This window comes from Aminobacter carboxidus (assembly GCF_014863355.1).
Taxonomy (GTDB): domain Bacteria; phylum Pseudomonadota; class Alphaproteobacteria; order Rhizobiales; family Rhizobiaceae; genus Aminobacter; species Aminobacter carboxidus.
In genome coordinates, this window is the sequence record NZ_JACZEP010000004.1 from 416818 (window position 1) to 438345 (window position 21528).

The window sequence follows — 21528 nt, forward strand, 5'->3', positions numbered from 1 at the left end:
ACATCGTCTCGGCCCCTCTTTCGGCGAGACGACACCGACTTTGCCGCCTCTATTTGCTTGTTGGGAGGAACCCTATGGCGACCCAATGGGTTGAGGCCATGGAGCGAAGACCCAGAACCACCTTTTCGCTTCATCAGCGGGGCCTGCCGCGACCCCCTCCCGGCAGGCCTTCGCTGTTTCAAGGCGCGAGCGCTTCATGGGTTCACAGCAGGCACTGCGCTGCGGGAATGGTCGAGATACTCGATCAGTGCCTTGCGGAGTCTGGCAGCCATGCGCGTGACGGCGTGGTAGTCCCGAAAATGCTGCGGTCGTCGAACATGGCCTCCTCCATGAGGTCTTCGCCCTTGCGACAGGAGGCGATCGCCCTGTAGGCGATGGCAGTCGAGTTCAGGGCAGGAGCCGTGGTCAGCAGCTCTTCGGCAGTGTTCAGCGCGCAATTCATCCAGGCCCTCTGAGACGCTGCAAGGCTCGGCCACACGACGGGATCGAGCTCGACGATGGCATGCGCCATGGGCGGGGCTGCGAGGCTCAAGCCAAAACCCAGCATCATCGAAGCAAAATGTGCCGCTGCCATGGATTCCCCCACCGAGGCAGACAGGGTGCAGCCGGAACTCGGCTCGACGCGTGAATTCTGGTGTGTCATGCTCATGTTTCTTTGGTGCTTTTCTTGATTAAAGAACTCAACAATGTTAGAGGCCCGGCACAACACCTGCCTTTGAGTCATTTCGTTGCGATCGGAGACTGCGGACATGAGAAGCATCTGGGGCATCACAAGCGCCGGGACGGCTTTTCCGTCGCAATGTCGCGGTCGCTCGATGCATGTCATCGCGGCAGCACTGTGCGTCGTCTTGAGTGCCGGCGCCGCTTTCGCCCAGCAGAGCGCGCCAGCAACGGTCGAGCCTTCGGCACCTGCCACGGCCGCTCCGGTGGCCCAGACCAATCCGCCTGCGGTAGCTGCCGAGACGCCGGCCGGCCAGCCCGCAGCGCAGGCCGCGCCTGCTGCTGCTTCCACGCCCACGACGAATTCCGGAGCACCTGCAGCCGAGCCGGCTCAGCCGACTGGCAACGGCGCAGCGCAACCAGGTACCGTTGCCAGCGATCCAGCAGCGACTGCACCGGCAGTGGCTCCGGAAGCCGGGCAGCCTGCCGTGTCGACGCCCATCGACACGACCGTCGGCGCGCCCGCCGGCACCGACGTCCCCAAGAGCCTGCTGCCGCATGACCTGTCGCCGTGGGGCATGTTCATGGCCGCCGACTGGGTGGTCAAGGCGGTGATGATCGGCCTTGCTTTCGCCTCGCTGATCACCTGGACGGTGTGGCTTGCCAAGTCGCTCGAGATCGCCGCTTCCAAGGCGCGGCTGAAGAAGGCGCTGCGCGGCATTCTTCATGCCCGCAGGCTGGCCGACGCTTCGCAGGCGCTCGGCGACCGAGCCGGCATCGGCAGCGTGCTTGTTCGCGCCGCCGTCGAGGAGTTCGAAATGTCGGGCCACGAATTCGGCCAGGCCGACGCTTCCGGCATCAAGGAGCGCGTCGAGTCGCGGCTGATGCGCATCCAGGCGCAGGCCGGTCGCCGCCTCAGCCGCGGCACCGGCGTGCTCGCCACCATCGGCTCGACGGCACCTTTCGTCGGCCTGTTCGGCACCGTCTGGGGCATCATGAACTCGTTCATCGGCATCTCGGAATCACAGACCACCAACCTCGCGGTTGTCGCACCCGGCATCGCCGAAGCGCTGCTGGCGACCGCCGTCGGCCTGATCGCCGCCATCCCGGCTGTCGTGATCTACAATGTCTTCGCCCGCTCGATCACCGGCTACCGCCAGGGCCTCGCCGACGCCGCCGCTGGCGTGCAGCGCTTGGTCAGCCGCGATCTCGACCGCCAGCCGCAGCGCAGCGAGCGCTCGCAGCCGGCGAATGAAGCCGTGCGCGGCAACGGGCGCATCGCGCCCGCGGTCGCTGTGTAGGAGACGGGCCATGGCCGGCGGCATCAGACAGCAGGTTGACGAGGACGATCTCCAGGAGAACCACGAGATCAACGTGACACCGTTCATCGACGTCATGCTGGTGCTGCTGATCATCTTCATGGTCGCCGCACCACTGGCGACGGTCGACGTCAATGTCGACCTGCCGGCCTCGACGGCAACGGCGACGCCGCGCCCGGAAGAACCGCTCTACGTGACGCTGAAGGAAGACCTCAGCATTTCGATCGGCCAGGACACGGTTGCCCGCACCGCTTTCCAGCAGCAGCTCGACATTGCCGCCAAGAGCGACAAGGAAAGCCGCATCTTCCTACGCGCCGACCGTGGCGTCGACTATGGCGAGCTGATGGAAGTGATGAACCTGCTGCGCGGCGCAGGCTATCTCAAGATCGCGCTGGTCGGGCTGGAGCAGGTGCAGGCCACCCCGCCCGCGACCAATGAAGGTCAACCGCAATGAGCGCGGCAACTCACGAGGCGTTCAGCTTCGGCGGCATCAGCCGTGGCGAGGCCGTGTTGTGGTCGACGGCAGCAGCCGTCATCCTCTCCGTCCACATGGCCGGTGCCTGGTATCTCAACCAGCAGCCGCCGATGATGATGGAAGACATGCAGGCCCAATCGGCCGTGATGATCGACCTCGCGCCGATGGCGATGGCTCCAGAGGCCGTGCAGCAGGACGCCACCGACATGGTCGACAGCGCAGCGGCCGAAAGCGTCGAGGAAGTATCCGAGACCATTCCGCCCGATCCCGTCGAGCCGGTGACCGAGCCCGTTGAACCGCTCGAGCAGGTCGCCGAACTGACGCCGGAACCGCTGGAAGAGGTCACCGAGGCCGAACCAATCGAGGAAGTGATCCCCGACATCGTCGAGGCACCGCTGCCCGAGGTGGCGATGGCGATCCCTGAACCGCGTCCAGAGGTCAAGAAGCCGAAGCCGGTGGAAAAGCCGGTCCGCGAAAAGAAGCCGGTGCAGAAGAAGCCGGAGCCGGTCAAGCAAGCCAAGGTCGAGAAGAAGCCGGCGCCGAGCGCTCCCGCCGCGAAGAAGTCGGCACAGAATGCCGACAGCGTACGCGCACCCGCGCCCGGCCAGGGCGGCGGCAAGGCGATGTCGCCGGCGCGCTGGCAATCGCGCGTGTTTGCCCATCTGAACAGGCACAAGCCGCGCAACGCGCGCAACCGGGGCGTTGTCCAGGTGCAGTTCTCGTTCAATGCCGGCGGCGACGTGCTGTCGGTGAAGCTGCTCAATTCGTCGGGCGACCCGGCGCTGGACGAAGCCGCCGTCAGTTTGGTCCGCCGTTCGTCGCCGATACCGGCGCCGCCGCCGGCGGTGCCGACGAGCATCGTGGTGCCCATCGATTTCAAGCGCTAACAGCCGCCTGCCCCGTGGGTCATGGGGCAGTGCAGGCTTCATCGCATGATTGCTGCTCGCAGCCGGCCGACAGGGCCGGTTGGCGACGGGCTTGCCTCCCGGCAAGCATCCTGTGTTGTTTCTGCTACACCCGTAAAACTTTGTTGCTGCGACAATTGATGCGGGCCGCCCAGCGGCCGTCGCGGTTAGTCCAGCAGAATCAAACACTAAACATGATAAAAACAGGAAGGTTTTAGGCCGGAGTCCCGGCAACGCCGGAGATTTCCCTAAGGTGTTGGGGTTGCAGGCACTTTTTTGATGGCCTATCGAACCTCTGTCGCAGCCGCCCCAGGCATGCGCGATCGGAACTGGTGCAAAAACAAGAGTGAGAAAAATGGCACTCACCAGGCTGATGTCCAGCTTTGCTACGTTGCGTCCGCGCATCGAGGCGCTGACGCGCGGCCGCGTCGGCTGCAGCGCGACCGCTGAAGACATCGTTCAGGATACGTGGATCCGGCTGTCCAATGTCCGCAACGACGATGCCATCGACAACCATGCCGCCTTCACCATGCAGGCGGCGAAGAATGCCGCCATCGGGCACTTCCGCAAGCAGCAGCGGCGCAGCGAGATCGACGCCGAGGTCAACGATCTTTTGTCGGCGTCGGTCGACGAAATCTCGCCCGAACGCATCGTCATGGGCCGCGACATGCTGCGCGCCGTCGACAAGGCACTGCAGACGATGCCGGAAAGAAGCCGACGCATCTTCCTGATGAACCGCGTCAACGGCATCTCGCACCGTGAGATCGCCCGCCAGCTCGGCATCAGCGACGAGGCGGTCTACTACCATATCCGGCGGGTTGTCGAACGCCTGGCCGAGCTGCGCGACAGCAACGGCTGACCTGATCCAAGATTTATTTTGCCGTGACGCTTAGGCGTGGTGCCATCTCGCGTGTCTATGATAGCAAGATGGTTAGTGTGCCCAAACAGATGGGCACCGCTTACGTGACTGGTGATGGGCAAAGGGCAACAACGATCCGAAATCGACCGTGGCGTCGCACTGGATGCGCGCGACTGGATCGTACGACTGACCGCCGGCAATGTCCGCCGGCAGGATCTTGACCGATTCCACGCCTGGCGCGCCCAGTCGCCGGAGCATGCGCGCGCATTCGCCCGCGAAAAGGAATTCTGGCAGTTGCTGCAGAACGTGGATGGCAGCGGCCTGGATGCCACTTCAGTAACTGCGCCAAGACAGCGCCAGGCTGTCAGCCGGCGCACATTTCTCGTTGGCGGTGCCGTGGCCGCCTCGGCGGCGGCGGTCGCTGCGCCGCGCGTGCTGAGCTGGATGCGGTCGGACTTCACAACCGGCGCCGGCGAGCAGGTGACCGCCACCCTGCCCGACCGCTCGACAATGCTGCTCAACACCAACAGCGCCGTCGACGTCGACTTCCAGCCGGGCCTGCGCCTGGTGAACCTGCTCTCGGGCGAAGTGGAGTTCTCGGTCAGGCCGGACACCGGCGCGCCGTTCCGGGTCGCAGCGCTTGGCGGCAACAGCGATGCCTTCGAAGGCACCTATACCGTGCGCTCCATCGCCGACGAAGTGACTGTCACGGCGTCGGCTGGAGCGATTGCCGTCACGGCCGGTGACAAGCATGCCCTGGCCAACACCGTGTCGCTCGCGCCCGGCCAGCAGACACGCTACCTCAGTGGCGAAGCGCCGATCGCGGCAGCCGAGGTGAACCTTGCGAGCGAACTGGCCTGGCGCGGCGGCCGCGTGGTGTTCGAGGGCAGACCGTTCAGCAGCGCGGTCGGCGAGCTTGGCCGCTATATCCCCGAGCGCCTCGTCATCGCCACGCACACGCATGACGCGAGCCCGGTCAGCGCCGTGTTCCTGACACGCGACGCCCATGACGCGATCGAAGCTCTGGCCCAGACGCAAGGGATGACCGTGCACCGGGTTCCAGGCGTCGTCATCGTCATCTCCTGATCCCAACGAACTCGACCCAACTTATTTCAGAAAAATCGCAACTGGCTGTTTAGGCAGTTGGCCCCGCCGCGCGTCACACCATCGAGGGCGCTCGGTGGATGGGGCGCATGATTTTTTGGGGACCAGCGCGATGGGCAACAGCAACTTGGATTTTGGCGGCACGGCGTCGGGGCGCCTGCTGGCGCGGCTTCTGGTGGGTACGGCGCTCGGGGCGGGCATGCTGATTGTTGCGGCGCCGATGAGCGTGGCCCATGCGCAGTCGGCCACGCGCGCGCAGAGCATCAACCTGCCGGCACAGCCGCTCGGCCAGTCGCTGAAACAGCTCGCCGCCCAGACCGGCCTGCAGATCGCGTTCGGCACCGCTGAAATCGGATCGGCCCGCGCAGCTGCGGTCTCGGGCAATCTCTCACCCGAACAGGCACTGCAAAGTCTGCTCGCCGGCAGCGGGCTGAACTATCGCTTCACTGGCCCCAACACGGTTTCTGTCCAGTCGGCCACCGCAAGCGCCGCGACCGCCGGGCTCAGCGTATCGGCCAATGGCGCGCTGGTTCTCGATACGATCGACGTGACCACTCTCGGCTCCGGCGGCAGCGTCAACAACGTCCAGATCACGGCTGAGGATCTGGCGCAGAAGAGCCCTGTCGACCTGCAGGAAGTGTTCGCCAACGAGCCCAAGGTCGCTGTCGGCAGCTCGCTGCCGATGTCGCAAAAGGTCTATGTCCAAGGCATCGAAGAGACCAATCTTGCGGTTACAGTCGACGGAGCCCGGCAGAACAATAAGGTCTTCCACCACAACGCGACCAACCTGATCGATCCCTCGCTGCTGAAGGCAGTCAGCGTCGATGCGGGTGTGGCGCCGGCCGATGCCGGTCCCGGCGCGCTCGGCGGCTCGATCGCCTACGAAACCAAGGATGCGCGCGACCTGCTCGAGCCGGGCAAGAGCCTCGGCGGGCTGGTCACCGGCACCTATGACTTCAACAGCAAGACCTCGACCGTCGGCCTGTCGGCATTCGGCATGAAGGACGGCTTCGAGTTTTTCGGCTACCTGAACTTCGCCAAGGGCGACAACTACACCGCCGGCAACGGCAGCGAAGTCGGCGGCACCAGCGCCAACCTGCTGAGCGGCATCGGCAAGGTCGCCTACCAGGCGGAAAACGGCCATCGCTTCGAGTTGAGTCACGAGCAACTGCGCGATGATGCTCCAAGGCCGTTCCGCGCCAACATGGGCGAGCTCGATCCTCCCAAGTACTGGGAGCCGAAGATCCGCGACTACACGCTGGACCGCAGCAGCACCGTCTTCACGTTCACTGACGATTCACCCGAAGGATGGTGGGATCCGAAAGTGGTGATCGCCTACACGAGCGCGACGGTGGAGACGCTCATCTATCCGAGGCCCGTGGCACCGAGCACCGTTTCAGCCACTTATACCGGTATTGGCAAGACCGAGAGCCTTAACGGCAAGGCAGAAAATCGCTTCGCGCTCGACATGGGCAGCATCACCGCCGGCTTCGACTTCTACAAGGACACCGCCGATCTGGACGCGAAGGAAGATTCATCCACCGAGCATGCCAGCAATGTCGGCTTCTATGCCCAGGCCCGTCTCGAGCCATGGGAGCGCACGCGGCTGTCGTTTGGCGCGCGCGGCGACAACCAGTGGTTCGAAGGTACCACTGGCCAGGAGTGGACCAATGCCGGGCTGAGCGGCAACATCTCGGGCGAATACGACCTCATCCCAGACTTCCTGACCGCCAAGGCAGGCTATTCGCACGTCTGGGCCGGGGTGCCGCTGGCCGAGAATTTCAACTTCAATCCGAACTGGAAATACGGCGACGGTCCGAAGCCGGTGACATCGGACAACTTCACCGCAGGGCTGGTCGCGACCTATGAAGGGTTCACCCTCGAGGGCGGCATCTTCCGTACCGACATCTATGACGCGCGCACCGCCTACTGGGCTCCCGGCCGAGCCATCGAGGCACATGATGTCCGCTCACAGGGCTTCACACTCTCCGGCGGTTATGACTGGGGTGCAGGGAATTTCAGCGTCAAGTACGTCAACATCGACGTGACCATCGACGGTGGACCGGCGGATTCTTACCTCGGCAACTACCTGGCGACCCCGGTCGGCCAGATATTCACCCTCGCCGCGGTACACCGTTTCGAAGACTGGGGCGTAACCGTTGGCGGCGACGTCGAGATCGCCCTTGACTACGACAAGGTGCCGAAGGGCTCGAAGCGGATCGAAGGGCACGAGGTGGTCAACGTCTTCGTCGAGTACCAGCCAGAGTCGCATCCGAACCTGACATTCCGCGGTGAGGTAAAGAACCTGTTTGACGAGAACTATGCCAGCCGCGCGACCTACGGCCAGGAGTTTAATGATGTGAAGCCCCTGCTGGAGCCGGGCCGGTCATTCCGGCTGAGCGCAACGGCCAAGTTCTGAGACTGATGGCCACTGGCATTGCCATTGGCCATTTCAACTGACAGCACGGACGGACAGGGACAGACACGATGTTTCAATCGACGGGACGGTTCGAGACCGAGCATGGCGCCAAGTACCTGACCCAGCTGTGCAAGCATTTTGCCCACAAGATCGAGGTGAGCCGTGGCGACGGGCATGGCGAATGCCATTTCCCGTTCGGCCATGCCGTGATGAAGGCTGACGCGGCAGCGCTGGTCATCGAAGTGGATGCGCCCGACGCCGATCAGCTGGCGCGGACCAAGGCCGTCATCGACGACCATCTCGCCCGCTTCGCCTTCCGCGAGCCGGAGCGCACCGTCCAGTGGAGTGCCTGAGGCTCGTTAGCCAGCGCCGACGTTCCCGAGAAAATCCGTCAGATACCTAGCTGCTGCAAGGGACTCTATCGGTCAAACCATGTGGTGACGACAGATGAAGCTCACACAGCGGCAGGTTGCCGAACACGCGACATTCCAGAATTTCGCGAACTGCTATGTCCGCGAAATCTCGCCCGGCAGGGTGACCCAACACCGGATCGGCACGGACGATCCCGTCGACTGCATAGAACTGGTTCTGGCAGCACAGCAGCTTGTGCTGCGCGCCGAGCTTGTTTCGCACTCGCTGTGTGGTCCGCACCGCTTCGGACAGGTCTGGCAGCGCCGCGCGACGGAAGGCGGCTGGCGCCACGTCGAACCCTTCGCCGCACTGCAGCTGCTGCTGCAGGAGGCCTACAGGCAATTGCACGACGAGCGCGGCGACGCGATGCGCGGCTGCGAACTCGAACTGCTTGGCCGGGCGCTGCAGAGCTACCAGCAGACGCTGCGCTACATCGAGGCGCATCGCCCCCACGAGGACGACGACAGCTTCATTGCAGCCGAACAGTCGCTGGTGTTCGGCCACGCGCTGCACCCGACGCCGAAGAGCCGGCAAGGCATGACTTCGTGGCAGGAGCCGAGCTACGCGCCGGAACTGCGCGGCCATTTCCAGCTGGTCTATTTCGCCGCCGATGCGTCCGTCGTCAGCCACAAATCGGTCGCTGGGCCATCAGCGCCCGAGATCGTCGCTTCGCTGGTGGGCACTGGTGCGATCGAAACACGGCCGGGCGAGATACTGCTGCCGATGCATCCGCTGCAGGCCGAGGCGCTGCTGCTCGACGACGGCATCCGCGGCCTCCAGAAGGCGGGCAAGCTGCGCCACATCGGTCCGGCCGGCCCAGAATTCACCGCAACCTCGTCTGTGCGCACCGTCTACAATGAAGACCTGCCGTGGATGGCAAAATTCTCGCTGCCGGTGCGGATCACCAATTCGCTCAGGGTCAACAGCCGCAAGGAGCTGGAGGCCGGCGTCGCCATGGCCAAGCTTTTGCAGCGGACAGGTATCGGCAGCGACGATGGTCGCTTCAAGGTCATCGCCGACCCGGCCTACATCACGCTCGACCTGCCGGGCCGCAGCGAAAGCGGCTTCGAGGTGATCCTGCGCGAAAACCCCTTCGTCGCCTGCAAGGGTCGCGGCAAGCTCACCATCGCAGCTCTCACCGCCGAACCGCTGCCTGGCGAACAGTCGCGGCTCGAACGGATCATCAGGAAGCTGTGCCTCAGGGACGGCACCCATCCGGAACTGGTCTGCCGCTACTGGTTCCAGCGCTACCTCGACTGCGCGCTCGACCCCTTGGTGATGCTCTATGACGATTTCGGCCTGGCGCTCGAAGCACACCAGCAGAACAGCCTGATCGATGTCAGCCAGGGCTATCCCACCACCGGCTACTATCGCGATAACCAGGGCTTCTACCTCTCGAAACGCCATCGCGCACGCCTGAGCCAGTATGTACCGGAGGCAGCCGAGATCGCCTCGCTGTACTACGACGACCGCGATATCCAGGACCGCTTCGCCTACTACCTGATCGTCAACCAGATCTTCTCGGTCATCGCCCGCATGGGGCATGACGGCCTGATCGACGAAGAGGTCTTGCTGCACATGCTGCGCGACCGGCTGGAGGTGCTGTCGCGAACGACGTCGGGCGTCGGCCGCGAATTCGTCCGCAGCGTGCTCGACCGGCCGACGGTGGCGTTCAAGGCCAATTTGATGACGCGGCTGTTCGACGTCGACGAGTTGCAGACCAGCAATGAGCGCTCGCTCTACGCCCGCCAGCCCAATCCGCTGTTTGCGATCATGGCCGGCCTCTACCACGGAGATGGCAGTGCCCTTGCCTCTTGACCTGCCCGGCCGCCCCGACGAGCGCGTGGCCAGGCAGCTTGTCGAGGCCGCGCTGTATGAGCGGCTCGTCGAGGCGACTGTCGCCAAGAACGGCGCCGAGCTCACTTTCACATGGTCGCATGGCGATAAGCGTTTTCGCTGCGCGGGCATGGAAGGCGCGTTCGGCCGTATCCGCCTTTCGGCCGGCTCGGTCGAAAACGAGAGGCGGGATGGAGCCTGGCAAGCAGCGACGCTGGACGAGCTGGTGGCGAGCCTGCCGGCTTCTCCGGAAGCCACGCGCCGGCTATTGAGCGAACTGCAAGGCACGCTGGTCCATTGCAGCTGGAACGACCGCAACCTGAGGCAAGCATCGCGACGCGATCTCGGCTTTGCCGCGCTCGAAGGCGCGCTGCATGAGGGCCATGCCTACCACCCGTGCTTCAAGGCGCGGACGGGCTTCAGCGAAAGCGACAACCGCGATTTCGGCCCCGAGGCCGGCAACAGCTTTCAGCTCGCCTGGCTGCTGGTTCGGCGCGACGAGGTGAGCCAGAATTTGCCAGCGGATGAAGCCGCGTTCTGGATTGCCGAGCTTGGCGGCGAGGTCTTTGCCCGGCTCGATCGCGAGCGCGCCCGCCTTGGCCTTGCCTGGGACGACTATAACCTGCTGCCGCTGCATCCGTGGCAGTGGACTTCGCTGCGCGACACGCTGCTGGCGCCATGGCTCGCCAATGGTACCGCGCATTTCGCTGGCATCGTGGGCGACCTCTACACGGCGAGCCAGTCGATCCGGACGCTGCTCAACGCGGACCGGCCCGAAGCTGCCAACGTCAAGCTGTCGATGAACATGAGCAACTCGTCGTCGCTGCGGACGATCGAACCGCATTCGGTGTGCACGGCACCGGTGATATCGCGCTGGCTCGGCGACGTGGTCGGCAGCGACCCGCTGTTCGAAACGGCATATCCGCTAGCCGTGCTCGAAGAGTATGCCGGCATCATCGCCGGCCGCGACGGACCGCTAGCCGGCCAGCTTGCCGCGATCTGGCGCCGCAGCGTCACCTCGGTGCTGGCCGACGGCGAACAGGCGGTGCCGTTCAACGCGCTGATGGCGACCGAGCATGACGGACGCCCGTTCATCGACGCGTGGGTGCACCGTCACGGCTTCCGGAATTGGCTCGGACAATTGCTTGAGGTCGCCATCCTGCCGGTCTGGCACCTGCTCGTCGGGCACGGCATCGCCACTGAAGCGCATGGCCAGAACATGGTGCTTATCCATCGCGACGGCTGGCCGGTGAGGCTGGTGCTGCGCGACTTCCACGACAGCGTCGAGTACGTACACGATTTCCTGCGCGAGCCAAACAAGGTGCCCGACTTCCTGGCGCTCGACCCGGCCTATCGCACGGCACTGCCCGACCAGTACTACTGGATGGAGGATGTCGAGACGCTCGGCGAACTGGTGACGGACGCGCTGTTCGTCTTCAACCTGGCCGAGGTCTCGCACCTGCTGCAGACGTTCTACGGCCTGCGCGAAGCCGACTTCTGGAAAGCCGTCCGACGGATGCTGGCCGAATATGCCGCCAGCCACGGCCTTGGCGCGCGCCAGGACCGGCTCGGGCTGGCCCGCCCGACAATCACGGCCGAAGCCCTGCTGGCGCGCAAGCTGAACACCGGCCGGTCGAGCCACGCCGTTTCCAACCCCCTCTCCACCCCCGACGCCTGAAGGAAAATCGATGCTCCAGATCGACGACAGGTACTATGACCGACAGAAGTTCGAGCAGATGGTGACGCAAAGCGCCGACAAAGCCGGACTGAGCGCGAACGCGCGTTACGCCGTCTGCTTCAGCGACACAGCCGGCGGGCTGGCGCTGTTCTTCGCCATCCGCAACCTCGACGCCAGCGTCTTCCCGATCCATCCGGCTACGCCGCATGCCGCGGCGCGCCGGCTTGCCGTCGCCGCAGGCTGCCACGCCTTGTATTTCAACAGTCTCGAAGCAGAGACGCTGTCGACCGCCGTGGCGCCTGATACCGCCGGCCAGCTGCTGCAGATGAGCTCCGGTACGACAGGCGCGCCGAAATGCATCGCCCGCGGCTGGGCCGAGATCGATGCGGAGGTGGCAAGCTACGTCGCGATGTTCCGCCATCCGGAGGAGATGACGCCCGTCATCGCCTGCCCGACGACGCATTCCTACGGTTTGATCTGCGGCATACTGGTGGCGCTCAAGCGCGGCCGCACGCCCGTCATTGTCGACGCCGGCAATCCGAAATACCTGCTCAGGACCCTGCGCGGCATCGAGCAGCCATTGCTCTATTCGTCACCGGCGGTGCTGCACACGCTGGCGCGGCTGATGCCCGAGGGCGAAAAGCTGCATGCGGCGATGACCTCGGGCACGGTGCTGCCCGAGCCGTGGTTCGCGCGCATCCGGGCGCGAACGACGCACCTGTTCCAGCAATATGGCTGCTCGGAAACCGGCTGCATCGCGGTCAATCCTGACGTCACCGACGCTGCCGACATGGGCTTCGTGTTGCCGCATCACAGCGTCGCCTGCTCCAACAGCGCGGTGGCGCCATCCGAGATGATCGTCAGTGGTCCGAATGGCGAAGTCGCCACCCGTGACCTCGGCTACTACAGGCCGGATGGCATGCTGGTGTTCGTCTCCCGGCTCGACGACACCATCAATGTCTCGGGGCTCAACGTCTATCCCCGCGAGGTCGAGGACGTGGTGATGTCGATGCCTTCAGTCACCGACGCCGTCGCCTTCCGCAAAGCCGACACACTCGCCGGCGAGCGGGTCGGCCTGCTGTTCAGTGCCACCGAGCGGCTGGAGGGCCCGGCCGTGCGGCAATGGTGCGCCCAGAACCTCGCCAGCCACCAGCTGCCGATGGAAATCGTCCAGGTCGAGGCGATACCACGCCAGGCCAACGGCAAGATCAGCCGCCGCGAGGTCGCGGCACAGCACGCGGCAGGCCAGTTCACGGCATTGGCAAGGGAGGTCGCGTGATGAACACCGAACGGGTGATCGAAGCGATCGGCACGGTGCTGCGCGATCATATGAACCACGCCCATCTCGACCGTTTCGGCGCCGAGGCGCGGCTCAACGAGGACCTCTATCTCGACTCGGTGCTGATCCTCGAGATCTTCCTCAGCCTCGAACTCGAGTTCGGTCTGGCCGCACCCGAGGACGCGATCAACCGCCAGGACATCGAGACGGTGCGCGAACTGGCGCAGCTGTTCACCGGTGAGGCCGTTGCCGTCGACGCCAAGCCGGCGCCACAGGGCGAAGGCGTGCACGGCGAGGACTATATCGACATCAAGGTGCACTGCTTCGTCAGCAGCGTCTGCGACGCGCTGAAGCGATCGGGGATCGACCAGCGGCCTTTCTATTTCAGCGTCTGGGACGCCGGCTTTGCCATCAACGAGCGCTGGCAGCTCGCCTATCACGACAAGTCGATCAACCACGACTTCTTCCGCGCCTGGTACCAGCGGCTCTACGGCGTCAGCATGAACGAGTGGTATGACCCGGCGCGGTCGAAGGACCAGAACATCGTCGTCATGCTCGACCTGCTCGAGCGCAAGCGCGACAGCCAATATCTGATGGTGATGCTCGACCTGTTTCACCTGCCGGAGCGGGAAAACAAGTTCAACCAGAACCCGTTCCCACACTACCTGATGATCGAGAAGACCGACGATCCGAAGATCTGGCAGGTCAACGATCCCGACTTCCGCTGGGAAGGCCAGATCGCCCGCGACAAGGTCATCCACGCGATCCGCCAGCCGACCGTCGGCGGCGGCTACATCTTCGACCGGCTGGAGGCACGCGTGCCCGCCGCCACCGACCTGCGCGACTTCTTCCTCGCCTGCCACCAGCCGGACCACAATCCGCTTGTCGACGGCGTGCGCCGCATCGTTTCAGCCCATCTCGAAGGCTGGGACGGCGTGAAGCTCGCCGATCTCGCCGCAGCACTTCGGGAGGTACCGGTCATCTCGATCCGCAAATATGCCTATGAGCATGGCTTCGCCTTTTTCTGGCGCGAGATGAAGCTCGCCAACGCCGATTTCGACCACTGGTGCGACGAAATCGAGCGCGTGATCCAGGATTTCAAGGCGCTGCACTACGCCGTCATGAAGCTGGTCCAGACCGAGGACCGCAGCCTTGCCGAGGACGTCCTGCGCCGGCTCGACACACTCGACGGACTCGAACGGCGGATCAAGGCGAGGCTGGGCGAGGCCTTCCGGGCCTGGTGCGCCAGCAAGGGTATCCCCCACACACCCCCCACCGAACTGCTCGGAGCAGCCGAATGAAAATCTCGCTCTGCACCATCACCTTCCGCCATCACCTCGTTTCGCTCGAAGATATCGCCAGATGGGCTGGGGCCAACGACTTCCAGGGCATCGAGCTGTGGGGCGCGCACGCCCGCAACCTGGCCTACCAGCCGCAATGCGACGCCGACTGGCTGGCCGAGCAAGGGCTTTATGTACCGATGGTCAGCGACTACCTGCCGCTCGACGGCGACGCCGAGACGCTGCGCAAGAAGACCATCGACCTATGCCGCCTGGCGCAACACTGGCGGGCCGGCAAGATCCGCACCTTCGCCGGCAGCCGCGGCAGCCGCGACACCCCCGCCGACGTCAGGCGCATCATCACCGCACGGCTGCGCGAGATTTCGGAGGTCGCCCGGGACTTCGACCTCGAACTGCTGGCCGAGACGCATCCTGGCACGCTGGCCGATTGCGGCGCCTCGACGCTGAGACTCGTTGCCGAGGTCGACCATCCCGCATTCAAGCTCAACTTCGACACGCTGCATGTCTGGGAGGGTGGCGACGACCCGGTCGCTGCGCACGCCGCGATGCGCCCGCATATCAGCCACTACCACCTCAAAAACGTGCGCTCGCGCGCCGACCTCAGGGTCTTTGAGCCAGCTAACGTCTATGCGGCGGCCGGAAGCCGGGAAGGCATGACGCCGCTGTTCGACGGCAAGGTCGACTACCGACGCTTCCTCGCCGAACTCCGCGACGACCCCAATGTCGAGGCTTCGCTCGAATGGTTCGGCAATGATTGCTTCAACGTGCTGCGCAGCGACCGGCAAGCAATAAAGCGCTTGAAGGGTCGCGACGAAGTCTTGCAGCGCACAGGCAGCTTCTGATATGCGCCAAAGAAGAGTATATTGCGAAGGTTTTAAGCAACCGACGCAAATCCACGAGGACGGAGACAAAAGATGAAGTTTGTTCGCCTGCTGGCCAATCTAACGGCGGCGCTGGCTATTGCCACGGCACCCGCCCTTGCCGTCGAGATCACCACTGCGACTGGCCCCAAGACCATCGACAAGGTGCCGGCAAAGGTCGCCGTCTACGACATCGCCGCGATCGACACGCTGACCCGCCTCGGCATCCAGCCGGCCGGCATTCCCGACAAGCTGTTCGTGCCGGAACTCGCCGACGTCGCCAAGGGCGCCACCGTGGTCGGCACGCTGTTTGAACCAAACCTCGAAGCCCTGAATGAACTTGCCCCCGATCTGGTAATCGTCGGCGGCCGCTCGTCAACGCAGGTCGAGGCGACGTCGCGCGTTGCGCCGACCATCGACATGACCATGGATGGCGACGACCTCGTGGCCCAGGCCAAGACGCGCCTCGCCACCTATGGCGACCTGTTCGCCAAGCAGGACGAAGCCGCCGCCGCCGCCAAGGAGCTGGATGCCGCCGTCGAGGCCGCGAGGCAGGCCGTCAAGGGCAAGGGCAAGGCGCTGATCCTGATGACCAACGGCCCGAAGATCACCGCCTATGGCCCGGGTTCGCGCTTCGGTTGGGTGCACAAGACGCTCGACCTCGAACCGGCGGTCGCCGACGTCGAGGCGGCAACGCATGGCGAGGCGATCTCGTTCGAGTTCATCAGCAAGACCAACCCGGACTGGCTGCTGGTGCTCGACCGCGCCGCGGCGATCGGCTCGAATGACCAGGGTGCCAAGGCGACTCTGGACAACGAACTGGTGGCCCAGACGACCGCCTGGAAAAAGGGCCAGGTGATCTTCCTGCCGTCGCCCGACTTCTACATCGCCGCCGGCGGCGTGCAGTCGACGCACCGCGTGCTTTCGGCCATCGAGCAAGCTTTCGCCAAGGCCAAGTGATGGCGGTGCTGCCCAACGCCCGGCTGCTCGTCGGCGCCGGGCTCTTCGGGCTTTTTGCCATAAGCCTGTGCATCGGCGTCGATGACCTGCCGATGGGCAGCGTGTTTACCGACGCCGGCGCACTGCAGCTTCTGCTGGTCAGCCGCCTGCCGCGAACGGTCGCCGTGGTGCTGACTGGTGCCGGCCTGGCAATCGCCGGGCTAGTGCTGCAGATCCTGGTGCGCAACCGCTTCGTCGAGCCGATTACCACGGGCACCGGCCAGAGTGCAGCGCTGGGCGTGCTGGCGGTGACGCTGCTGTTTCCAACCGCCTCGATCGCCATGAAGACGCTGGGCGCCAGCTTGACCGCCCTTGCCGGCACTTCGGTTTTCCTCACCATCGCGCATCGGCTGCCGCCGACGCAGCCGTTCCTCATCCCGCTGTTCGGCCTGGTCTATGGCGGCGTTATCGGGGCGGCGGTGACCTTCATCGCCTGGCAGGCCGACCTGCTGCAATATGTCGACATCTGGACCAATGGCGAATTCTCGGGCGTGCTGCGCGGCCGCTACGAGCTGCTCTGGATTCTTGCTGCCATGGTGGCGCTGGCCTGGTGGGTCGCCGACCGGCTGACCATCGCCTCGATGGGCCGCGAGGTCAGCCTCGGGCTCGGCCTCAACTACCAGCGCATCGTCCAGCTCGGTCTGGTCATGGTGGCGGTGATCTCGTCGCTGGCCGTAGTCGTCGTCGGCATGATCCCGTTTGTCGGGCTGGTGGTGCCCAACCTCGTATCTCGGCTGATGGGCGACAATCTGAAAAGCGCCCTGCCCTGGGTGGCGATGACAGGTGCGGTGCTGCTGCTTGCCTGCGACATCATCGGCCGGCTCATCCGCTACCCCTATGAAATTCCAGTCGGCACCGTGCTTGGCGTTGTCGGTTCGGGGCTGTTCCTGTGGATCCTGTTCGGGCGGACCCAGCGTGCCTGACAAACGTCTCCTGATCCTGGCTGTTCTGGCAGTGGTCGCTGCAATCGCCTTCATGACAGTCGGGCTGCGCGGCAACATCGCCTTCGCGCTCGAACTGCGCGCGGTGCGGCTGGTGACGCTGATCCAGGTCGGCGTGGCGATCGCGATCTCGACGGTGGTGTTCCAGACAGTGACCGCAAACCGGGTTTTGACACCGCAGATCATGGGGCTCGACGCGCTCTATCTGTTCGGCCAGATGGCGCTGGTGCTGACGCTCGGCAGCGTCGGCTATGTCGCGCTCGACCCGCGCCTGAAATTCGCCGGCGAGGCCGGCCTTATGATGGCGATGGCGCTGGTGCTGTTCCTGCCGATGCTGCGCCGGCGCTTCGACGTCGGCTTGCTGCTCTTGACCGGCGTGGTGCTCGGTGTGTTGTTCCGCAGCCTCGCAATGCTGATCGCGCGGCTGATCGACCCGAACGAATTCGCTGTCGTCCAGGGGTCGAGCTTCGCCGACTTCAACACCGTGCGGCCAGACCTCGTGGTCATCGGCCTTGTGGTGACGACGGTGGCCGCCGTCATCATCTGGCGCCTGCGCCACCTGCTCGACATCGTCGCCCTTGGCGCCGACAGCGCCACCGGGCTCGGCGTCGACTGGACCAAGGCTCTGGCCGGCCTGCTTCTGCTGGTCGCCGCGCTGGTTGCCGTATCGACCGCTTTGGTCGGGCCGGTGACGTTCTTTGGCCTACTGGTGGTGGCACTGGCCGAGCGCATCGTCGACAGCCGACGCCATCGCCTGCTGCTGCCAGCCGCGATGCTGACGGCGGTCATCGTGCTGCTCGGCGGCCAGATGGCGCTGCAACATCTGCTTGACGGTGCCGCGACGCTCGGCGTCGTCATCGAATTCGTGGGGGGCCTCGTGTTCCTGGCCATGCTGATAACAACGAGCAAACGATGATCGAGATCAACAACGTTTCGCTGCGCCTCGGCGGCACGCAGATCCTTGAGGACGTGTCACTGACCATGCCCAAGGGCGGGGTGACGGCACTTGTCGGGCCGAACGGTGCCGGCAAGTCGAGCCTGTTGTCGCTGATCGCCCGGCTCCAGCCGCTGCAAACCGGGTCGATATCGGTCGATGGCCTGCCGGTGGACACGACGCCAAGCCGGCGGCTGGCCAAGACGCTGGCCATCCTGCGCCAGGACCCGGCGGTGGCAAGCCGGCTCAAGGTGCGCGAACTCGTCGGTTTCGGCCGCTTTCCGCACCAACGCGGGCGGATCGACGCCAACGACCTGCTCCTGATCGAGGCGGCATTGCAGCAGTTCGGCCTGATGGACCTGGCCGACCGCTTCCTTGACAATCTGTCAGGCGGCCAGCGCCAGCGCGCGATGGTCGCGATGGCCTTCTGCCAGGGCACCGACTACATGCTGCTCGACGAGCCGCTGAACAATCTCGACATGCTGTTTGCCCGCCAGTTGATGCGTGACCTGCGGGCGGCGGCCGACAACGACAGGCGCACGGTGATCGTTGTGCTGCACGACATCAACCATGCCGCAGTCTATGCCGACCGGATCGTGGCGATGAAATCAGGACGCGTCGTCGCCGACGGACCCCCAGCGGAGGTGTTGCGGCCGGACGTGCTCGCCCAGGTCTTCGGCTACGACATGGATGTCATCGACGTCGGCGGCGCGCCGCTGGTGCTGCACCACCGCTGAGCTCTGCATCTTCTTGTGCAACTCCGGACGGAAAACCGCATTTCCCGGAGTTGCTCTACGCCTCGACCTCGATCGCCGACAGCGGCTTCGAGCAGCAGGCAAGGATGAAGCCATCGTCGATCTCGTGGTCGAGGATGCCGCCATTGTGGCTCATCTCGACTTCGCCGGAGAGCTTCCTGACCTTGCAGGTGCCGCACAGGCCGAACTCGCAGGCCGCCGGAATGCGCACGCCCGAAGCGCGCGCCGTCTGCAGCACGGTCTGGCCTGGGAGGCAGTCGGCGTCGACATCAGACAGTGCGAAGCGGACCGGCAGGACGGCATCCGGCACGGTTTCGCTCCCCTCGCCGGGCGTCGAGAACGGCGCGGGGACCTCCTCGACGGCAGGTGCCGCAAAACTTTCCTGATGGTAGCGGGACATGTTGAAGCCGGACGACTCGAGCATGCCGCGCACGGCGCGCATGAAGGGATCGGGGCCGCAGCAGAACACCTCGCGCTCGCGGAAGTCGGGCGACAGCAGCGGCAGGCGCACCGCATCGATGCGGCCCATATGGCCGAACCAGCCCTCGCGGCTCGACCGTTCCTCGATCATGAAGCCGAGCGACAGGCCGGGCATGTGGGTACCGAGAAGCTCGAGCTCCTTGCGGAAGATGATCTCTTCCGGCCGCCGGGCGCAGTTGACGAAGGCCACGTCAGTCCATGGCGCGCAGTCGTTGAGCCAGCGCAGCATCGACATCATCGGCGTGATGCCGGAGCCGGCCGAGACGAACAGATACTTGGCGGCCGGATGCTGGTGCAGCGAAAAGTCACCCGAAGGGCCATATGCCTTGATGCGGGCGCCGGGCTTCAGATGATCGAACATCCAGCGCGTGCCGACGCTGCCCGCCTGCGCTTTCACAGTGACAGCGATGGAGAACGGCCGCGACGGGCTGGACGACAGCGTGTAGGTGCGCATGACCGGTTCCGGCTCGGCCGGCAGTTCGAGCGTCACGAACTGGCCGGGCTTGTAGCGGAACCAGGTCTGGTTGTCGGAGCGGAAGGTGAAGGTCTTGACGTCGGGCGCCTCGTCGGTGACGCCGATGACCTCCAGCACCTGAAGCCTGTCGTTCCAGGGCGCCATTTCGTCGAGGTTGCGGTAAAGGCCGAGATCGGACATCGCGTTCACTGCTCCACTCCCGCTCAGGCGACGTTGCGCAGCGCCGGCTTGCCGTCATCGGCCAGCCGCGGCTCGATGAAATTGGCGTACCATTCGATGAACTGCATGACCCCGCCCTCGTGTTCCTCCGAATAGGGGCCCGGCTCATAGGCCGGCGATTTGATGCCGAAGGCATTTTCCTCGACGATACGGCGGTCCTGGTCGTTGGTCTCGGTCCAGACATGGATCAGTTCGGCAAGGTCGTAGTCGACGCCTTCGACAGCGTCCTTGTGCACCAGCCACTTGGTGGTGACGGCCGTCTCGGTGGCGCTGATCGGCAGCACGCGGAAGGTGACGGCGTGGTCGCCGAGCACATGGTTCCAGGTGGTCGGATAGTGATAGAGCAACAGCGTGCCTATCCTGTCGGCCGAGACGCTGTCGGAAAGGTTCTTTTGCACCGCGCGTTTGCCTGACATGGTGTAGCTGACGGCGTCGCGCAGCAGCGGCGCGCGTGTTGCCCGGTACTGACCGCCGGCATCGATGCGGAACTTGCTCGGCAGCCCCGCAGCCTCGCACTTGGCCCAGTGCGCCAGCATTTCGGGATCGCTCTCGGCACCGTTGACGCCAGTGACGGTCGGCGCCTCTGGGAAGGTCTTGCACAGCTCGGGATGGTTCGCGGCGCAATGATAGCACTCGCGGTTGTTTTCCCAGACCAGCTTCCAGTTGCCCTTCTCGACGATCGTGCTCTCGAAGGCGACCTTGGCCTCGCGCAGCCGGTGCGGCAGAAGATAGGGTTCGATCATCGCCCGCATCGGCGCGAAATCGGCCGGCTCGTCGGCAAGGCAGATGAAGATGTAGCCGCCGACGGATTCGCAGGCGACCGGCTTCAGGCCGAACTGGCTCTTGTCGAAACCTTCCGCCATCTGGCGCGCGAACAGCAAGCGGCCGTCGAGCTCATAGGTCCACTGATGATAGGGGCAGACGAGCTTGGCCGCCGTGCCCTTTTCCGTCGCGCAGACGCGGCTGCCACGGTGGCGGCAGGAATTGTGGAAGGCGCGAAGCTCGCCCTTCTGGTCGCGGACGAGCACGACGGGGTAGTCGCCGACCTGGACGGTGAAGAAGTTGCCCGGCTTGGCCAGCTCGCAGTCATGGCCGACAAACAGCCAGTCGCGGTACCAGATCAGCTCCAGGTCGACCCGGTAGAAATCCGGGTCGGTGTAGAAGGGCTGTTCGAGGCTGAACCCGTCGCGGCGTCCGCGCAGCAGCCTCAGCATTTCGTTCTTCGTGTCCATGTCCTGTCCTCGTGCCAAGGACTGAACTGGTGGTGATGTCGGGAAGAACGACTGCCCGGCGGACGCAAGGTCCGCGCAGCAACGATCCGCCTCTTGACCGCCCACCGCGATCAGTCGAGTTCTGTCGGGTTCAAGGCTGGTTTCCGGGCTCCGGAGCTGTCCTTTCGGACTGTTTCGACACCTTCCCAGGCCTTCCGGCCCAGTGGTCTCCCGTCGAAACAACAAACTCCGCCACCGTTGCGGGGGCAGCGCCGGCATCTCACCGGCTTCCCAATTCTCCGCTTCGTCTCACGCGAAGCAGCACCTTGAACATGTCCTGATCAGACCACGGAAAGCTGGCCTCACACGAGCACGAAAACGACACGGGCTCAGCGCAAAGGCGACAGA

General features: G+C 64.7%; 19 protein-coding genes and 1 riboswitch. Of the genes, 16 read left to right on the forward strand and 3 right to left on the reverse strand.

The features are described from left to right. Positions 1 to 244: 244 nt before the first annotated feature. A complete protein-coding gene (locus IHE39_RS16345; protein ID WP_192567164.1) occupies positions 245 to 769 on the reverse strand; it encodes a hypothetical protein in 525 nt (174 codons plus the stop codon). Here IHE39_RS16345 and exbB point away from each other — a divergent pair. The 16 genes from exbB (at position 750) to IHE39_RS16425 (ending at position 18717) form a co-directional block, all read left to right on the forward strand. Beyond that, positions 750 to 1961, forward strand: coding sequence for a tonB-system energizer ExbB (gene exbB, locus IHE39_RS16350; RefSeq protein WP_434781319.1), 1212 nt, complete (start codon positions 750 to 752; stop codon positions 1959 to 1961). The genes IHE39_RS16345 and exbB overlap by 20 nt on opposite strands. 10 nt (positions 1962 to 1971) lie before the next feature. After that, positions 1972 to 2433 carry a TonB system transport protein ExbD gene (exbD, locus tag IHE39_RS16355; protein WP_192567165.1) on the forward strand — a complete coding sequence of 154 codons (462 nt, stop codon included), beginning with the start codon at positions 1972 to 1974 and terminating at the stop codon, positions 2431 to 2433. After that, positions 2430 to 3341: an energy transducer TonB family protein gene (locus IHE39_RS16360; RefSeq protein ID WP_192567166.1), complete on the forward strand. Its 912-nt coding sequence runs from the start codon at positions 2430 to 2432 to the stop codon at positions 3339 to 3341. Before exbD ends, IHE39_RS16360 begins: the two co-directional genes overlap by 4 nt. 373 nt (positions 3342 to 3714) lie before the next feature. Further along, positions 3715 to 4218, forward strand: coding sequence for an RNA polymerase sigma factor (locus IHE39_RS16365; RefSeq protein ID WP_184770016.1), 504 nt, complete (start codon positions 3715 to 3717; stop codon positions 4216 to 4218). 114 nt (positions 4219 to 4332) lie between these two features. Beyond that, positions 4333 to 5304, forward strand: a complete 972-nt coding sequence (locus IHE39_RS16370) for a FecR family protein (RefSeq protein ID WP_192567167.1) — start codon at positions 4333 to 4335, stop codon at positions 5302 to 5304. A 130-nt stretch (positions 5305 to 5434) separates the two neighbouring features. Further along, the gene (locus IHE39_RS16375) at positions 5435 to 7741 is read left to right on the forward strand and encodes a TonB-dependent receptor (protein WP_192567168.1); all 2307 of its coding nucleotides are present in this window, start codon (positions 5435 to 5437) and stop codon (positions 7739 to 7741) included. A 68-nt stretch (positions 7742 to 7809) separates the two neighbouring features. Further along, positions 7810 to 8094 (forward strand): DUF2218 domain-containing protein, encoded by a 285-nt coding sequence (locus IHE39_RS16380; protein ID WP_184770013.1) that lies wholly within the window; start codon positions 7810 to 7812, stop codon positions 8092 to 8094. A 94-nt stretch (positions 8095 to 8188) separates the two neighbouring features. Next, a complete protein-coding gene (locus tag IHE39_RS16385) occupies positions 8189 to 9970 on the forward strand; it encodes an IucA/IucC family protein (RefSeq protein WP_192567169.1) in 1782 nt (593 codons plus the stop codon). Continuing rightward, complete coding sequence (locus IHE39_RS16390; RefSeq protein WP_192567170.1) at positions 9954 to 11666, forward strand: IucA/IucC family protein; 1713 nt, start codon at positions 9954 to 9956, stop codon at positions 11664 to 11666. The genes IHE39_RS16385 and IHE39_RS16390 overlap by 17 nt, the downstream gene beginning before the upstream one ends. 10 nt (positions 11667 to 11676) lie before the next feature. Further along, positions 11677 to 12945 carry an AMP-binding protein gene (locus IHE39_RS16395; RefSeq protein ID WP_192567171.1) on the forward strand — a complete coding sequence of 423 codons (1269 nt, stop codon included), beginning with the start codon at positions 11677 to 11679 and terminating at the stop codon, positions 12943 to 12945. Then, positions 12945 to 14246, forward strand: a complete 1302-nt coding sequence (locus IHE39_RS16400; protein WP_192567172.1) for a DUF6005 family protein — start codon at positions 12945 to 12947, stop codon at positions 14244 to 14246. The genes IHE39_RS16395 and IHE39_RS16400 overlap by 1 nt, the downstream gene beginning before the upstream one ends. Continuing rightward, complete coding sequence (locus tag IHE39_RS16405) at positions 14243 to 15088, forward strand: sugar phosphate isomerase/epimerase family protein (RefSeq protein ID WP_192567173.1); 846 nt, start codon at positions 14243 to 14245, stop codon at positions 15086 to 15088. Before IHE39_RS16400 ends, IHE39_RS16405 begins: the two co-directional genes overlap by 4 nt. Positions 15089 to 15160: 72 nt before the next feature. Then, complete coding sequence (locus tag IHE39_RS16410; protein ID WP_192567174.1) at positions 15161 to 16066, forward strand: siderophore ABC transporter substrate-binding protein; 906 nt, start codon at positions 15161 to 15163, stop codon at positions 16064 to 16066. Then, positions 16066 to 17028 (forward strand): ABC transporter permease, encoded by a 963-nt coding sequence (locus tag IHE39_RS16415; RefSeq protein ID WP_192567175.1) that lies wholly within the window; start codon positions 16066 to 16068, stop codon positions 17026 to 17028. Before IHE39_RS16410 ends, IHE39_RS16415 begins: the two co-directional genes overlap by 1 nt. Continuing rightward, positions 17021 to 17962 (forward strand): iron chelate uptake ABC transporter family permease subunit, encoded by a 942-nt coding sequence (locus IHE39_RS16420; protein ID WP_343070093.1) that lies wholly within the window; start codon positions 17021 to 17023, stop codon positions 17960 to 17962. Before IHE39_RS16415 ends, IHE39_RS16420 begins: the two co-directional genes overlap by 8 nt. Beyond that, positions 17959 to 18717, forward strand: coding sequence for an iron ABC transporter ATP-binding protein (locus tag IHE39_RS16425; protein WP_192567177.1), 759 nt, complete (start codon positions 17959 to 17961; stop codon positions 18715 to 18717). Before IHE39_RS16420 ends, IHE39_RS16425 begins: the two co-directional genes overlap by 4 nt. A gap of 55 nt (positions 18718 to 18772) precedes the next feature. Here IHE39_RS16425 and IHE39_RS16430 read toward each other — a convergent pair whose 3' ends face one another. Together IHE39_RS16430 and IHE39_RS16435 are read right to left on the reverse strand one after the other, a co-directional pair. Beyond that, positions 18773 to 19870 carry an FAD-binding oxidoreductase gene (locus IHE39_RS16430; protein WP_192567208.1) on the reverse strand — a complete coding sequence of 366 codons (1098 nt, stop codon included), beginning with the start codon at positions 19868 to 19870 and terminating at the stop codon, positions 18773 to 18775. A gap of 23 nt (positions 19871 to 19893) precedes the next feature. Continuing rightward, positions 19894 to 21141: an aromatic ring-hydroxylating oxygenase subunit alpha gene (locus tag IHE39_RS16435; protein ID WP_192567178.1), complete on the reverse strand. Its 1248-nt coding sequence runs from the start codon at positions 21139 to 21141 to the stop codon at positions 19894 to 19896. A gap of 117 nt (positions 21142 to 21258) precedes the next feature. Further along, positions 21259 to 21464: riboswitch (cobalamin riboswitch) on the reverse strand. Between the last annotated feature and the right edge of the window lie 64 nt (positions 21465 to 21528).

Bases quoted from the DNA above. Each gene is read 5' to 3' on its own strand.
- IHE39_RS16415 (WP_192567175.1), top strand. From the start codon at position 16,066: ATGGCGGTGCTGCCCAACGCCCGGCTGCTCGTCGGCGCCGGGCTCTTC.
- exbB (WP_434781319.1), top strand. From the start codon at position 750: ATGAGAAGCATCTGGGGCATCACAAGCGCCGGGACGGCTTTTCCGTCG.
- IHE39_RS16345 (WP_192567164.1), bottom strand. From the start codon at position 769: ATGCCCCAGATGCTTCTCATGTCCGCAGTCTCCGATCGCAACGAAATG.
- IHE39_RS16400 (WP_192567172.1), top strand. From the start codon at position 12,945: ATGAACACCGAACGGGTGATCGAAGCGATCGGCACGGTGCTGCGCGAT.
- exbD (WP_192567165.1), top strand. From the start codon at position 1,972: ATGGCCGGCGGCATCAGACAGCAGGTTGACGAGGACGATCTCCAGGAG.
- IHE39_RS16425 (WP_192567177.1), top strand. From the start codon at position 17,959: ATGATCGAGATCAACAACGTTTCGCTGCGCCTCGGCGGCACGCAGATC.
- IHE39_RS16360 (WP_192567166.1), top strand. From the start codon at position 2,430: ATGAGCGCGGCAACTCACGAGGCGTTCAGCTTCGGCGGCATCAGCCGT.
- IHE39_RS16370 (WP_192567167.1), top strand. From the start codon at position 4,333: ATGGGCAAAGGGCAACAACGATCCGAAATCGACCGTGGCGTCGCACTG.
- IHE39_RS16375 (WP_192567168.1), top strand. From the start codon at position 5,435: ATGGGCAACAGCAACTTGGATTTTGGCGGCACGGCGTCGGGGCGCCTG.
- IHE39_RS16430 (WP_192567208.1), bottom strand. From the start codon at position 19,870: ATGTCCGATCTCGGCCTTTACCGCAACCTCGACGAAATGGCGCCCTGG.
- IHE39_RS16385 (WP_192567169.1), top strand. From the start codon at position 8,189: ATGAAGCTCACACAGCGGCAGGTTGCCGAACACGCGACATTCCAGAAT.
- IHE39_RS16365 (WP_184770016.1), top strand. From the start codon at position 3,715: ATGGCACTCACCAGGCTGATGTCCAGCTTTGCTACGTTGCGTCCGCGC.
- IHE39_RS16405 (WP_192567173.1), top strand. From the start codon at position 14,243: ATGAAAATCTCGCTCTGCACCATCACCTTCCGCCATCACCTCGTTTCG.
- IHE39_RS16395 (WP_192567171.1), top strand. From the start codon at position 11,677: ATGCTCCAGATCGACGACAGGTACTATGACCGACAGAAGTTCGAGCAG.
- IHE39_RS16435 (WP_192567178.1), bottom strand. From the start codon at position 21,141: ATGGACACGAAGAACGAAATGCTGAGGCTGCTGCGCGGACGCCGCGAC.
- IHE39_RS16410 (WP_192567174.1), top strand. From the start codon at position 15,161: ATGAAGTTTGTTCGCCTGCTGGCCAATCTAACGGCGGCGCTGGCTATT.
- IHE39_RS16380 (WP_184770013.1), top strand. From the start codon at position 7,810: ATGTTTCAATCGACGGGACGGTTCGAGACCGAGCATGGCGCCAAGTAC.